The sequence below is a fragment of the Actinacidiphila sp. bgisy160 genome (genome assembly GCF_965342435.1).
GTDB lineage: Bacteria > Actinomycetota > Actinomycetes > Streptomycetales > Streptomycetaceae > Actinacidiphila.
In genome coordinates this window covers 298,224-311,625 of record NZ_CBDRCM010000002.1, presented here as the reverse complement: position 1 = coordinate 311,625, position 13,402 = coordinate 298,224, and the positions used below count along the sequence as shown (strand labels likewise).

Annotated in this window: 11 protein-coding genes; 5 read left to right on the top strand and 6 right to left on the bottom strand. The window is 73.8% G+C overall.

Going from position 1 to position 13,402, the window contains the following annotated elements; genetic code table 11:
* Positions 1-292: 292 nt before the first annotated feature.
* Positions 293-1,396 carry a tetratricopeptide repeat protein gene (locus tag ACRWNP_RS04195; RefSeq protein WP_431959536.1) on the top strand — a complete coding sequence of 368 codons (1,104 nt, stop codon included), beginning with the start codon at positions 293-295 and terminating at the stop codon, positions 1,394-1,396.
* Positions 1,397-1,424: 28 nt separating this feature from the next.
* On the opposite strand, the gene ACRWNP_RS04190 is transcribed toward ACRWNP_RS04195, so the two are convergent.
* The 3 genes from ACRWNP_RS04190 to ACRWNP_RS04180 form a co-directional block, all read right to left on the bottom strand.
* Complete coding sequence (locus ACRWNP_RS04190) at positions 1,425-2,813, bottom strand: cellulose binding domain-containing protein (protein WP_431959534.1); 1,389 nt, start codon at positions 2,811-2,813, stop codon at positions 1,425-1,427.
* A 206-nt stretch (positions 2,814-3,019) separates the two neighbouring features.
* Complete coding sequence (locus ACRWNP_RS04185) at positions 3,020-4,438, bottom strand: glycosyltransferase (protein WP_431959533.1); 1,419 nt, start codon at positions 4,436-4,438, stop codon at positions 3,020-3,022.
* 242 nt (positions 4,439-4,680) lie between these two features.
* Positions 4,681-5,058, bottom strand: coding sequence for an STAS domain-containing protein (locus ACRWNP_RS04180; protein ID WP_431959532.1), 378 nt, complete (start codon positions 5,056-5,058; stop codon positions 4,681-4,683).
* Positions 5,059-5,277: 219 nt separating this feature from the next.
* Between ACRWNP_RS04180 and ACRWNP_RS04175 the strand changes: the two genes are divergently transcribed.
* Together ACRWNP_RS04175 and ACRWNP_RS04170 are read left to right on the top strand one after the other, a co-directional pair.
* A complete protein-coding gene (locus tag ACRWNP_RS04175; RefSeq protein ID WP_431959531.1) occupies positions 5,278-5,826 on the top strand; it encodes a sigma-70 family RNA polymerase sigma factor in 549 nt (182 codons plus the stop codon).
* Entirely contained in the window at positions 5,823-7,124 is a 1,302-nt protein-coding gene (locus tag ACRWNP_RS04170) for a maleylpyruvate isomerase N-terminal domain-containing protein (RefSeq protein ID WP_431959530.1), read from the top strand. Before ACRWNP_RS04175 ends, ACRWNP_RS04170 begins: the two co-directional genes overlap by 4 nt.
* A gap of 66 nt (positions 7,125-7,190) precedes the next feature.
* Here ACRWNP_RS04170 and ACRWNP_RS04165 read toward each other — a convergent pair whose 3' ends face one another.
* The 3 genes from ACRWNP_RS04165 to ACRWNP_RS04155 are packed head-to-tail and all read right to left on the bottom strand — an operon-like array spanning position 7,191 to position 10,259.
* Entirely contained in the window at positions 7,191-8,759 is a 1,569-nt protein-coding gene (locus tag ACRWNP_RS04165) for a transporter (protein ID WP_431959529.1), read from the bottom strand.
* Positions 8,756-9,544: an ABC transporter ATP-binding protein gene (locus tag ACRWNP_RS04160; RefSeq protein WP_431959528.1), complete on the bottom strand. Its 789-nt coding sequence runs from the start codon at positions 9,542-9,544 to the stop codon at positions 8,756-8,758. The genes ACRWNP_RS04165 and ACRWNP_RS04160 overlap by 4 nt, the downstream gene beginning before the upstream one ends.
* A gap of 34 nt (positions 9,545-9,578) precedes the next feature.
* Positions 9,579-10,259 carry a bifunctional DNA primase/polymerase gene (locus ACRWNP_RS04155; protein ID WP_431959527.1) on the bottom strand — a complete coding sequence of 227 codons (681 nt, stop codon included), beginning with the start codon at positions 10,257-10,259 and terminating at the stop codon, positions 9,579-9,581.
* 250 nt (positions 10,260-10,509) lie between these two features.
* Between ACRWNP_RS04155 and ACRWNP_RS04150 the strand changes: the two genes are divergently transcribed.
* Complete coding sequence (locus ACRWNP_RS04150; protein WP_431959526.1) at positions 10,510-11,892, top strand: transcriptional regulator; 1,383 nt, start codon at positions 10,510-10,512, stop codon at positions 11,890-11,892.
* 201 nt (positions 11,893-12,093) lie between these two features.
* Positions 12,094-13,401 (top strand): hypothetical protein, encoded by a 1,308-nt coding sequence (locus ACRWNP_RS04145; protein WP_431959525.1) that lies wholly within the window; start codon positions 12,094-12,096, stop codon positions 13,399-13,401.
* Position 13,402 lies beyond the last annotated feature (1 nt).

The window sequence follows — 13,402 nt, the reverse complement described above, 5'->3', positions numbered from 1 at the left end:
ATATCGGCACTCGGGAACCCTTTATCCGTGACGAATCGGCCATCACGGACTCAACACCGCAAAAAGCATCACCGGGGAGACTCTCCGCGATCCTGTCCTCACACTCCGCCGTGGGCCCGGCCGTCCGCAAACCGCCCCAACGGCTCGAGGCGGTGGACGCCCTGCCGCGGGAAGAGACCTGCGCAAGGTCCTGAAGTACAAGCTCAGGGAGCGCTTTACGAAAGCGTGAGGCACGTCCGGCGCAAAGCCGCGTTACCCTCCTCCGCAAGAGTTCCAGAGGGGAAGGGTCACGGTGGGCACACAGGACGGCCAGGACCGGGCGCGGGACGGCCTGGAGGAAGGTCCCGGCACAGTTCCGGAAAGCGGCCCGCAGGACGGCCCGCAGGATCCCCTCGAACTGCTCCGGCTGGCAGACGCCGCCCTGGACGCGGGCGAACTGGACCAGGCACGGCTCCACTTCGAAACCGCCGAACGGCTGCTGGCCGCGGACCCAGCGGCCCCGGACGCCCGGCGCGCCGCGGCGCTGCGCGGCCGGGCCGTGTCCCATCTGCTGGCGGGTGAGGTGCGGTACGCGTCCCATCTGCTGGAGGAGGGCATCACCCGGCTCGAGCGGCAGACCGTCTCCGACGGCGCCCGCCCCGACCCCGACGCCCTGCTGATGCTGTACATCGCGTCCATCGGGCCGTACACCGACCTGGGCGCCTACGCCCGGGCCGCGCACGCCGCCGAGCAGGCGCTCAATCTCGCCCCGGGGGCGGGCGATCCGGCGCTGGTCGCCCAGATGCACCGCAGCATCGCCCGCACCCTGATCGTCGCGGGGCGCACCGGCGAGGCCGAGGCGTCCCTGGCGAAGGCCCAGGAGCTGTTCCAGCGGCTGGAGTTGCACACGGACCTGGCCCACTGCCACTGGATGCGGGGCTACGTCCACTCCCAGGACGGCGACCTGGAGCAGGCCGAGCGCGAGTTGCGCACCGCCCGGGACATGCTGTCCGCCGGCCGGTCAGTGCTGTTCACGGTGCAGGTCGAGGTGGAGCTGGCGGACGTGCTGCGACGGCGCGGCAAGCCGGCCGAGGCCGAGGAGCTGCTGACCCGGCTGCTGGACGAGCTGGGCCCGTGGCGCGGCGCCGTCCACGCCGGCGGGGCGCACCGGCTGCTCGGGCTGCTGGCGGAGGAGCGCGGCGACCCGGAGGCCGCGGAGGAGCACTACGTGTCCGCCCTGGCGCTGCTGGAACGCGCGGGGGCCGCCGGCGACCTGGCGGACATCTGCCGGCTGCTGGGCGACCTGCTGCGCCGTTCGGGCCGGGTGGAGGCCGCACTGGACGCCTACCGGACGGGCCTGGGCCACCGCGCGGCGATCGGCACCACGACGCTGGGCCCGGCCCCGGCCGACTCCTGACGCGGGCCGGCCTCGCCGCCCCACCGGCTCAGGGCTCGCGAACCGTGTTCACGTAGCCCGTGCCGCCCGCGGCGAGGCCGTGGACCGCCTTGTCCACCTCCGTCAGGGACTGGGCCTTCCTGGCGTTGTGGTAGAACCAGTCGACCCGCATGTCCCAGGTGCGCTTCCCCGTGAACGGCAGGTCCACGAACCAGGCGTTGAAGTTCACGGACATGTTCTGGGTCGGGTAGTACTTGCCCTCGGTGCGGAACAGCTCGTGCCCGTCGAGGCTGTAGGTCACCACGCCGTGCGCGGCCGTGGTGACCAGCGTGTGCCACCCCCTGAGGCTGGAATGCGTGGCCCGGGTGACCCGGTCCCCCTCCCTGGCGCTGCGCCAGGTCGTCGTGTCGAGCCTCGGGCCGGGGGCGCCCCAGCCCCCGTTCGGCTGGTACTCGTTGTCGAGCTCGCTGTACTCGGCGTGGTGGTGGGGCGAGATCATGTAGAAGGTCTCGTTGACGTGGTCGCCGTTTCGGCCGCTGGCCGGTTCGTCCGTGAAGTGGATCCGGGCGGCGAAGGTCCCGGTCAGGAACTTCGTGCCGGTGGTGTGCACCTCGGCCTGGCTGGTGCCGCGCCGCGTCCCGTCGGTGGCGGCGCGCAGCCGCAGGACCTGGCCGCCCAGGGCGTCCCCGTCCGCGGGGAAGCCGACGCCTCCCGCCGACCACGTGTCGTGGATGCCGGGGCCGCCACCGCTGGTGCGGACCAGCCAGCCGTGGGCGCGCAGCGCCGGGTCGCGGGGGCCGCTGTACCGGAAGTCGTCGAAGACGATCCCGGAGGGCGGCGCGGGCCGTGCCGCGCCCGCCGCGGCGCCCTGGGGGGACGTGGGGGCGGCGCCGGCGGGCTCGTCGCCCCAGACGCGCCTGCCGTCCAGGTAGCCGGTCACCAGCTTCGACGCCTGGAAGGTGTCGTGGCCGGGGCTGAACGACCGGTCGTCGCGCTGGTCCACCTTCCCGCCGGGACGGTACAGCTGCACCCCGATGGCGCCGCTCTTCGCGCCCGGGGCCAGGGTGCCCGCGGCCTTCGAGAAGGTGATCTCGAGGTAGTGGTCGGCGGCCGGGACCGGACGGTCCACGGCCACGGTCCTGCCGTCGACGTTCGAGCAGCCCATCGCGGCCTGTACGCAGTTGAAGGCGTACGGGGAGCCGCCGTCCTGCGTGAACCAGTACCGGACCGCCACGTCGGCCAGGCGCACCCGGTGGCCGGAGGTGTTGACGACCTCCAGCCACGGCCGGGCCGTGGCGGCGGACGCCGGGGTGCCCGCCTTGTAGCGGACGGTGAGCTCCGGGGGCGGCCGGTGCGCCTCGCGCCACACGGGATGGAGCGCCGTGACGCCCGCGCCGACGGCCGCCGCCAGCAGCAGGTACCCCGCGACCCTCCACACGGGGCTCCGCCGCTTCCCGCGTCCGGCGGGGGCGGGGCGGCCGGGCCGGACACAAGGGCGGACAGGGGGGCGGGCAGAACCCACAAAAGCTCCTAGCGCGGTGGAGGGGCGATGCCGAGGGCACGCCATGCGGTCTCCGGGAAGCGGTCGATGCGGTCGATGCGGTCTCCGGGAAGCGGCCGGACCCGGCGGCGGAACGAACGGGCCTAGGAGGCGGCGTCGCGCACGGCGCCGGCGGTGCCGAACGCCGACGGGGTCCCGGTGTGCGCGGACGGGTCCCACGGGTCCCACTCGTCCCCGGCGGGCTCCGGGCGCTGGTGCGGGAGGTGGGGCTGCCCGGCGGGCTGGAAGGCAACGTCGTCGTGGGCGCCGCCGACCTCGATCCGGGCCCGGGTGCCCCAGTTGGTGCGTCGCAGCGTCGCCAGGGACCACAGCCGCAGCGGCAGCAGCAGGCCGATGTTGAGCAGGGCGTACAGCGGGGCGGCGAGGAACGTCAGTACCCGGTCGGCGATCCTCACCTGCGCGGCGCCGCGCAGGTAGTGGACGGAGCGGACCCAGGCCATGACGCACATGTAGGCGAGGTAGCCGGCCAGCAGCGTCCAGCCCCGCGGGTGCACCAGGACGGCGACGAGCGCCGCGAGCAGCCCCGCGGTGAAGGCCGCCCAGGTCACCAGCTCGACGAGGTTCAGCCACCAGTACATGCGGTGCAGCCGGAACTTGGCGAGGAGCAGGAAGCCCTCACGGATGAACGACTTGCCCCAGCGGATCTGCTGGCGCACGTAGTGGCCGAGGCGCTCCGGGACGTCGGTGTAGCCGACGGCCGACGGCTGGATCAGGGAGAGCCCCTCGGTGAGGCAGTAGTACGTCAGCCGCCGGTCGTCCCCGAAGGTCGCGGGGCGGCCGAGGAACCGCTGGCCGAGGAAGTCGTCGAGGTGCTTGCGGACGACCCACCCGCGGTACATGGCCAGCGACCCGCAGGCGCAGAGCACCGAGCCGAGGCGGGAGTAGGCGACCCGCTCGCCGAGGAAGGCGTTGACGTACCGCATGTCGATCAGACGGGTCAGGAGGTTGGTGCCGCGGTTGTGCGCGAGCACCAGCCCGGTGACGCACTGGACCCGGCGCTTCGTGAAGGGCCGGGCGAGCTCCGCGACGGCGTGCCGGTCGAGCAGCGTGTCGGAGTCGACGCACAGGTACACGTCCGCGAGCGGCTCCTGCCCGAAGCCCGCGGCCAGTCCGTGGCGCTTGCCGCGGTTGTCGGGGAAGCGGACGAAGTCGAGCCGGACCCCCGCGCGCCGGAACTGCGGGCGCATCTCCTCGATCAGGGCACGCGCCGAGTGGTCCTTGGAGCAGTCGTCGACCACGGTGAGGGAGTGCGGCAGCAGGGTCTGCGCCAGGACGGACTCCAGGCAGCCGCGCAGCATGGCCGGGGCCTCGTTGTAGACCGTGATCACGCCGTGGATGCGGAGCCGGGTCACCGGCTTGTCGAACGTGAGCTCCGGACGGCGGCGCCGGCGGATGGAGAGCAGCAGCTTGACGGCGAGGAGGGAACCGACGGTCACTCCGTACCAGTGCACATGACGCAGGGACCACGAGAGGTGGTCCCATGCACCCGCGAGATCGAGCATGGGCAGTGGAGACCTCCGTACGAACGCCCCCACCCGCCGGACAGAACCTTGAACACGTGTTCTGCGCACGAAGGTAACCCGGGCGAAGGGCCGGCGAAAGGTGCGTTCTCCACAGATTCCGCCCGCAAGTCTGCAATCAGGCCTCTACCAGCGCCTGATGGGCGAAGCGGACAGATGATGTGAAAGTCCTCACACAGCACTTGGCGAGCCCGCGCGCCCACCGAGCGGCGCGCCGGAAGGACCTAGGCCGACAGGGGCCGGGCCGCATCGTCGGTGGCGGCCTCCAGGTCGGGGAACACCTCGAAGAGCCGGCGCACGCCGAGGGCGGCCAGTACCCGGTTGACGTGGGCGACGCCGTCCGCGGGACTGTTCCGCGGGAGGATCAGCCGCAGTTGCCCGGCGCAGGACCGCATCAGTCGCCGGGCGGCGATCAGCACACCCACACCGCTGGAGTCGCAGAAGTGGACCCCGGCCAGGTCCAGCACCACGCTGTGGCGCCCGTCGGCCACCGCGTCGTGCACGTGCTGGCGCACCACCGGAGCGGTCACGAGATCCATTTCCCCCGAAACGGTCAGGATCACCCAACCGTCCTGTTCGCCCTGCAGCACCTGCAATGCCACTGTCTGGCCCTTCTCCCGGCAGCGGTCGTACAGACCCTATGCCCCGCCAGAGCCGCTTCCCCGCAATCTTCCGGTCACACCCGGATAACGCACTACCAGAATCGATCAGTTACGGCAGAAGCTTGCCGCAAGGCGTCGTACGTGGCAGCAATCGGCGGATACATTCGATCCGAGGCAGTGCGACCGTAGTCGGGCGACGGTGACAAAGGGGGAGACGCGATGGCGGCATCCGCACCACCCCGCTGGGACCGCAAGATGCAACAGCGCCTCGCGCGCGGCGAGGAGGCCGCGCTCGGAGAGCTGTACGACCGCTACGCCTCCCTGGTGCACAGCCTCGCCCACCGCGTCATGGACGACGAGGAGGCCGCCGCCCAGATCACCCGTGAGGTCTTCGGCTACATCTGGGAGAACCCGGACGCCTACGACCCCAGGCAGGGGTCGCTGCGCTCCTGGATCGCCGGCCTCACCCAGCGCCAGGCGGTCCACCGGCTGCGCCAGTCCGAGAACCGCGGCGCCGGCACCCCGGAGCAGGTCGAGGCCCGGGTCCGGGAGGCATCGACGGCCGCCCGCGCCGACTACATCGTGACCTCCATGCCCGAACCCCTGCGCCAGGCCCTCGACCTCGCCTACCGCCGCCGCATGGACTACCGCGAGGCCGCCGCCGACCTCGGGGTCACCGAGGACGAGGCACGCCGCCGCCTCCGGCTCGGGCTCCAACTGCTGTCCACCGCCGTGCACGACTCCCCGTCCCAGGGCAGGTCCCTGTGAACGGACCGGCCGAGAACGACGAGACGCCCCCGCCCGGGACCAACCTGCCCCGGGTGCCGATGCCGCGCGGCGCCGCCGAGGACGGCCCGCTGCCGGAGGTCCTGTGCCTGCCCCCGTCCTCACCGGACGCGCCCGCGCGCGGCGCGGCGGAGGTGGCGCGCGGACCGGAGCGCGAACCCGTGAAGCCGCCCGTACCGCCCGGACCCGCGGAGTACGACCACCGCGTGCTGCGCTCCCTGCTCGGCGCATGGGCGCTGTCGGCCTGCTCCCGTGACGAGGCCGGTGCCGTCGAGGTCCACCTCACCGACTGCGCGCCCTGCGCCGAGGAGTCGGTGCGCCTGCGCCGCGCGGTGGGGCTGCTGCACCAAGAGGAGTCCCTCGACCTCGACCCGCTGCTGCGCGCCCGCGTCCTGGAGGGCTGTCTGGGCCGCCGCCCGGCCCGCATCCCCGTCCCCGAGTGGGCCTCGCCGTACGACGCCGAGACCGCGCGCCTCGACGCGCTCCTCACCGACCTCGGCGAGCCCGAGTGGGACCTGCCCGTCAAGCTCGTCTGGGCGGGCGGGGCGCGCGAGCTGACGCTCTGCGGCGTCCTCGCCCATCTCGGCTCGGTGGACGGCATCGTGGCCACCGCGCTCGGACTCGACGACCCGCTCGGCCCGGGCGCGCCCCGCACGCGCCTGGAGCGCACCGAGCTCGCCGGGGAGCGCTGCCGCCGCCACACGCACGCCTTCGTCCGCAACAAGTGGCGCACCCAGACCCGGGACATCGTGCGGACGCTGTCCTTCGCCGGCTCCGCGACCGGCGGGCTGCCCGTGGACTTCGCCGACGCCGTCGTGCCGATGCGGGACGCCCTGATCGACCGCGCCTTCGAGTGCTGGATCCACGCCGAGGACATCGCGCAGGCCCTGGACTACCCCGAGTACGGGCCGCCCGCGGCGCCGCACCTCAACCGCATGATCGACCTCGCGGCCCGGATGCTGCCCACCGCCCTGGCCGCGCTCCGCCAGGCGGGGCTGGCCGAGTCCACCGCCCGTCTCGTCCGGGCCGGCGCCCCCGGTCGCACCCTCGACCTGCACGTCGAGGGCTCCGGCGGCGGCCACTGGTACATCTCCCTGGACTCGCCCGGCGCGATCGGCACCCCCGAGGCGGTGGTCGCCGAGATCGCCGTCGACCGGCTCGACTTCTGCCAACTGGCCGCGGGCCACATCTCCCCCGGCCGCATCGCCGCCGGGCGCGACGGGGACCGCGCGGCGATCCGGGACGTCCTGTACGCCACGGCATCGTTGTCCCGCCTCTAGGGCGTGTCGAACCCAAGAAGCCTCCAGGGCCCCCGCCCGGGTGCCGCACGGGCCCACCGGCGGCACCTACCCCTTGCTCACCGCCGCCAGCACCTCCGGCAGCCGGCCCAGCAGGCGGGGAGCCGCCGTACGGACCCCCAGCACCGCGAACGCGGCCCCGTAGAGGCAGCCCAGCGGCAGGACCAGCCACAGCGCCCCGTGCCGCCCCGAGACGTGGAGCCAGATCAGCAGGCCGAGCACGGGAAGCGTGATCAGCGCACCCGTCATCGCGCCCCCGACGAGGCTGAGCCAGGCCAGGCCCGTCTGGCCCGGCGCGGCGGCGCTGCCGAAGCGGTTCTCCTGCGGCATGGAGTAGGGGAAGCGCACGCTCGCCCAGGCGCCGGTGGCGATCAGCGCCCCCAGCAGAGCGAAGGAGAGCCCGAGCGTCTCGGCGACCGCGTCGGCGCGCCCCAGCAGCAGGGCCGCGCCGACGGTGACGACGGCCACGTACGGGACGCCCACCACCGCGATCGCCAGGGCCCGCCCGCGCAGCTCCGCGTACGCGTCCGTGCGGGAGGAGATGGTCGCGGCGACCGTCCAGAAGGCGGAGCCGTCCATGCCGAACTGGTTGTACATCTGCAGCCCGAGCAGTCCGGCCGCCCAGCAGGCGGTGTAGACGCTGCCGTCCTGGATCGCCGAGACGAACGGCAGGAGCAACCCCACGGCCAGGGCGGTGACCCAGGCGGCCTTGGTCCGCGGATCGCGCCAGGCGTAGCGGAACTGGCGCTCCATGACGGTGCCGGTGCGCCCCTCGGGGAACAGCCGGAACCGGGTCTCCCGGACGCCGGACGGGCCCGCCTGCACAGTGGAGGCGTCCGGGCGGGACATGAGCCGGTCCAGGCTGCGGTGCCACCACGTGAGCACCAGCCCCAGCACGGCCCCGGCCCAGAGAAGTTCGGCGACCGCGAGCCCGTACGCGCCCTCCCCCGCCGACCGCACCGCGTCCAGCGCCGACGCGGGCGGCACCCAGCGCAGCACCGAGGCGAGCGCGCTGATCCGCTCCAGACCGTGCCCGGAGCTGAGCGCGTTGGCGCCCAGGCTGACCAACTGGGCGCCCACCGCGATCACCACGCCGCTGAGCACCGCCAGGTCGCGCCCCTTGCGGCTGGTCAGCAGCCGGGTGTTGGCCGTGGCGACGGCCCGCGAGAGGGCCACGCACAGCAGCACGGCCAGCGGCACCGCGAGCACCGCCGCCACCACCGAGGCGGCACCCGCCACGACGGACACCGCCGCTCCGGCCGACACCAGGAGCGTGAGCAGCGGCCCGACGCCGACCAGCGAGGACACCAGCAGGGCCCGGATCAGCGGCCGCGGCCGCAGTGGCAGCATGGCCAGCCGGGTGGGGTCCAGGGTGTCGTCACCGCCGAAGACGAACAGCGGCATCACGGTCCAGCCGACGCCGAGCATTACCCCGGCGCCGATGGCCGCCGCGGGCGCGTAGTCGTTCCCGCGCAGGGCGACGAGTCCCACGCTCAGGCCGAGCGCGTACAGCAGGGACACCAGGGTGCCGATGATCCAGCCGGCCCGGCGTCCGGCCGACTGGCGCAGCCCATTGCGGACGACCGCCAGCTTGAGCCGTACGAAGGTGCCGGTCACGACCGGCTCGCCCCGCCGAGCCAGTCCAGGTCCTGCCCCGGTCCGCGGTCGCGGGCGCCCACCAGGGTCAGGAAGGCGTCCTGCAGCGTCGGCGCCCGCCCGCGCACCTCGGCGAGCGGGCCCTGGGCCACGATCCGGCCCGCGGCCATCACGGCCACCCAGTCGCACAGGCTCTCCACCAGCTCCATGACGTGCGAGGAGAAGACGACGGTCGCCCCGGACCCGGTGTACCGCTCCAGCACCCCGCGGATCACCTGGGCGGAGACAGGGTCGACCCCCTCGAAGGGCTCGTCCAGGAAGAGCACTTCGGGATTGTGCAGCAGCGCCGCGGCCAGGCCGATCTTCTTGCGCATGCCCGTCGAGTAGTCCACGACGAGCTTGCCCGCGGAGCCGGCCAGGTCGAGGACGTCGAGCAACTGGGCGGCCCTGCGGTCGGTCTCCGCGCCGGGGATGCCGCGCAGCCGGCCGGTGTACGCCAGCAGTTCGCGGCCGGTGAGCCGCTCGAAGAGACGCAGCCCCTCGGGCAGGACGCCGATGCGGGACTTCACGGCGACCGGATCGCGCCAGACGTCGGCGCCGCCGACCTCGATGAGGCCGTCGTCGGGCCGCAGCAGCCCCGTCACCATCGACAGGGTCGTGGTCTTGCCCGCCCCGTTGGGCCCCACGAGTCCCACGAAGTGCCCGGCGGGCAGGGCCAGATCGATTCCGGCCACGGCGATCTGCGGCCCGAAGCGTTTCCACAGCCCATGGACGCGTACGGCGGGCGCGACGGATGCGTTCGGCATTCGACCAGCCTATGCCGACGGGGATACGGCCCGGCTAGCGCGCGCGGCCGCAGGCGTAGGCGAGGGGGGAGATCAGTTCGTCGGTGTCCGGCAGCCACCGGTTGAGGGCCGTGGGCGGGCGCACCCACTGGACCACGCCGCCCGTGCCGAACCGTGTGGGCGGGGCCGGGACCCAGTCGCCGTCGCCGCGCACCACCAGGTCGAGTGAGGAGAGCGCCCAGCCGAGCCGGCGCAGCAGGTCCGGCGCCTTGGCGGCGGCCCCAGGCAGCACGAAGAAGATCATCCGCCGGGCGGGGGTCCCGAGCACCGGGCCGAGCGGCAGTTCCATCCGCTCCATGCGGGCCAGCGCGAGGCAGCCGGCGTCCTCCGGGACGTCGATCGCGTCGAAGGTGCGCCCGGTGGGCAGCAGGACCGAGGAGTGGGGCTGCCGCAGCCACATCCTGCGTACCGAGGCACCGCTCCCGCTCGCCTCGCCGACCCAGCCGGGCCCGGTGGGATGGGCCCCGGGCGCCGGGCAGGTGGTGGCGCCGCAGGAACAGCGCACGGTGCGCGGGCCACCGCGGCCGGAAGGGGCGGCGTCCTCGACGAGCCAGGCACCGGGCAGCACATCCCAGTGCCGCTCCTCCGCGTACCCGACGGCGGCGTCGAGGAGTTGGCCGGCGATCCGCGGCGGGGCCGCGACGGTGTGTTCCACGGTGTCTTCCACGACCTTCACAACTGCGCCGCCCAGCGGGGGTTACGGGCGGTGACGTCCCGGCCTCGCGGCTCATGGCGGGCGCACGGGAGCACGTGCGGGGGCGCGCGGTGGGGGAGGTTCGGCATCCGGGTAGTCACCCTTGGGTGTGTAAGCATGCATCCCAACGTAAATTATGTGGTTTGCGGGGCATTTGAGTGGCGCGTACCGGGAAGGGATCTTCAAGAAGGGATCTTGAGGTCCCCAAAGCGGCAGCTGTGAGGGGGAGCCCATGGCCGCACGACCGCTCGTCGCCCGCCAGCCGAATGAACGGCTGCAGGCACTGATCCAGGAGGCAGGCTGCTCCAACGCCGGATTGGCCCGCCGGGTCAACATGTGCGGCGCGGAGCACGGCCTCGACCTGCGTTACGACAAGACCTCCGTGGCCCGCTGGCTACGCGGCCAGCAACCGCGGGGCCGGGCCCCGGCGATCATCGCCGAGGCCATCGGCCGCAAGCTGGGCCGGACCGTCACCATCGACGAGATCGGCATGGCCAACGGCAAGAACCTGGCCACCGGTGTGGGCCTGCACTTCGCGCCCACGGTGCTCGGCGCGATCGAGCAGGTCTGCGAGCTGTGGCGGAGCGACGTCGGCCGCCGGGACTTCCTCACCGGCTCCAGCGTGGCGGCCTCGGCCCTGGTCGAGCCCAGCCGCGACTGGCTGATCACCCGGGCCGACACGCAGGTCGCGCGCGCCGGCGGGCAGCGGGTCGGCATGTCCGACGTCGAGGCCGTGCGGGCCACCACCCGGGCCCTGAACGAACTCGACCACCGCTTCGGCAGCGGCCATGTGCGCCCCGTGGTGGTGCACTACCTCAACAGCGTGGTCTCCGGACTCCTCGCCGGCTCCTACCGGGAGACGACGGGCCGTCAGCTCTTCTCCGCCGTCGCCCGGCTGACCGAACTCGCCGGCTACATGGCCGTCGACACCGGTCAACCCGGCCTGGCACAGCGCTACTACATCCAGGCGCTGCGGCTCGCCCAGGCAGCTGGTGACCGCGCTTACGGGGGCTACGTCCTGGCCGCGGGGATGAGCCACCTCGCCGCGCAGTTCGGCAACCCGCGCGAGATCGCCCAACTGGCCCGGGCCGCCCAGGAGGGCGCCCGCGGCCAGGTCACCGCCACCGCGCGGGCCATGTTCTACGCGGCGGAGGCGCGCGGCCACGCCCTGATGGGAGACGTGCGGGCCTGCGGCGCCGTCGCGGGGCAGGCCGTGGAGGCGCTGGAGCACTCCGAGCCGGACGACGACCCCGACTGGATCCGGCACTTCGGCCCGGCCTACCTCGCCGACGAGCTCGCCCACTGCCATCGCGACCTCAACCAGGCACCGCAGGCGGTCCGCCGGGCTGAGGAGGCACTGGCCGGGCACGCCCCGGACAAGGCCCGCCGCCGTGCGATCGGCCTGTTGCTGCTCGCCCAGGCCCAGGTCCAGCAGCGGGAGGTCGAACAGGCCTGCCACACCGGCGCCCGAGCCGTCGAACTGCTCGCCGCACTCCGCACCACCCGCGGCGCGGAGTACCTCGACGACCTCCGCCTGCGCCTGCAGCCGTACGCGGCGGAGAGCGCCGTCCGGGAGTTCGACGCCCGGCTGGAGGAAGGGGAACTGGCCGCATGACACGAGGGGGACGGGGGCGTCGCGCACCCCCGTCCACCAATCGTTACAGGAACGACGTCAACCCACCGGTAGGGCTCCCTGTTCTGCGACGAGGAGGCCCCCGGACCTCGTCGGACCCACCGCGGCGTGGTGACGTCCGAGGCGGACCCGGTAGCGTGAGCCGACGATTCCGTAGCGACGGAGAAGGCAGGGGTACCGGTGATGCACGGCGGACGCGGTGACGAGGCGTATCCGGAGGTGCACGAGGGCGTGGTGCTGCCCGCGGACGGGGGCATACCCGGACCGGGAGCGACCGCGGCGTGGGGCGCCGGCCCGGCGGCCGGGCAGCCGTGGGGCGAGCAGCCCCAGGCGTACGGCGCCCCGCAGCAGTCCGCCCCGGACACCGATGCGACACAGCTCTTCCCGCCGTACCCGCAGGCCGGGCCGCCGCCCATGCCGGCCCACCAGCCGCAGCAGCCCCCGGCACCCCAGTTCCAGCCCGCCCCCGTGGCGGACGCCACGCAGGTCCTGCCGCCGTACCCGGTGTCCGATGCCGCCCCGTACGGCACCCGCCCGGGCACGCCGGTCGACGCCGACGCGACCCAGCACCTGCCGCGCTTCGAGGACGCGCAGGCCCCGCGGCAGGCCCCCGGCTACGGCTACCCTCACGACCCCCAGGGCCCTCAGGGCCCCCAGGGCCACGACGGGATGCTCCCGGCACAGCAGCCCCACGACGACTTCGGGCACCTGTACCGCCAGGACAACCCGCCCCCGCGGCAGCCCGGCTACGCGGCGTCCCCGGACTACGCACAGCCCGGCTACGCGCAGCAGCCGCAGCCCTCCTACGCGCCGCGGCCGTCCTACGACTACGACGAGCCCGCCCCGACCCGCCGCAGGCTCACCCCGGCCGCGCTGATCGGCATCGTCGTCGGCGGCTGCGCCGTCGCCGGCCTCCTCGCCGGGGCCCTGATGAGCGGCGGGGACGACGACGGCCCGGCCGCGTCCCAGTCCCCGCCGGCCTCGTCGAGCGCCTCGGCCACGGCCTCCTCCGGAGGCGGCGGCGGCGAGGGCGCGGCCGAGAAGCAGGCCAAGGGGCTGGAGGCGCTGCTCAAGACGAGCGGCAGCAACCGCACCTCCGTGATCAACGCGGTCGAGAACACCAAGGGCTGCCGGAACCTGGACGCGGCGGCCGCCGACCTGCGGGCCGCCGCACAGCAGCGCAACGACCTGATGACGCAGCTGAAGTCGCTGCCGGTGGACCAGCTCCCCAACCACCAGGCCCTCATTGACGCCCTCAACAGGGCGTGGACGGCCTCCGCGGCCGCCGACAACCACTACGCGGCCTGGGCCGACCAGCTCAAGGGCAGCAAGAAGCTGTGCCGCCACGGCCGCGCCCGCCCGACCGACCAGTACACGGCCGGCAACACCCAGAGCGGCACCGCCTCGCAGGCCAAGGCGAGCGCCGCGGCACTGTGGAACCCCATCGCGAAGAAGTACGGGCTGACGCAGCACCAGGGCAGCCAGCTCTGAC

What these genes read in the sequence shown, in the direction of transcription:
- ACRWNP_RS04185 (WP_431959533.1), bottom strand. Translation starts at nt 4,438, where the DNA reads ATGCTCGATCTCGCGGGTGCATGGGACCACCTCTCGTGGTCCCTGCGT.
- ACRWNP_RS04175 (WP_431959531.1), top strand. Translation starts at nt 5,278, where the DNA reads ATGGCGGCATCCGCACCACCCCGCTGGGACCGCAAGATGCAACAGCGC.
- ACRWNP_RS04160 (WP_431959528.1), bottom strand. Translation starts at nt 9,544, where the DNA reads ATGCCGAACGCATCCGTCGCGCCCGCCGTACGCGTCCATGGGCTGTGG.
- ACRWNP_RS04150 (WP_431959526.1), top strand. Translation starts at nt 10,510, where the DNA reads ATGGCCGCACGACCGCTCGTCGCCCGCCAGCCGAATGAACGGCTGCAG.
- ACRWNP_RS04145 (WP_431959525.1), top strand. Translation starts at nt 12,094, where the DNA reads ATGCACGGCGGACGCGGTGACGAGGCGTATCCGGAGGTGCACGAGGGC.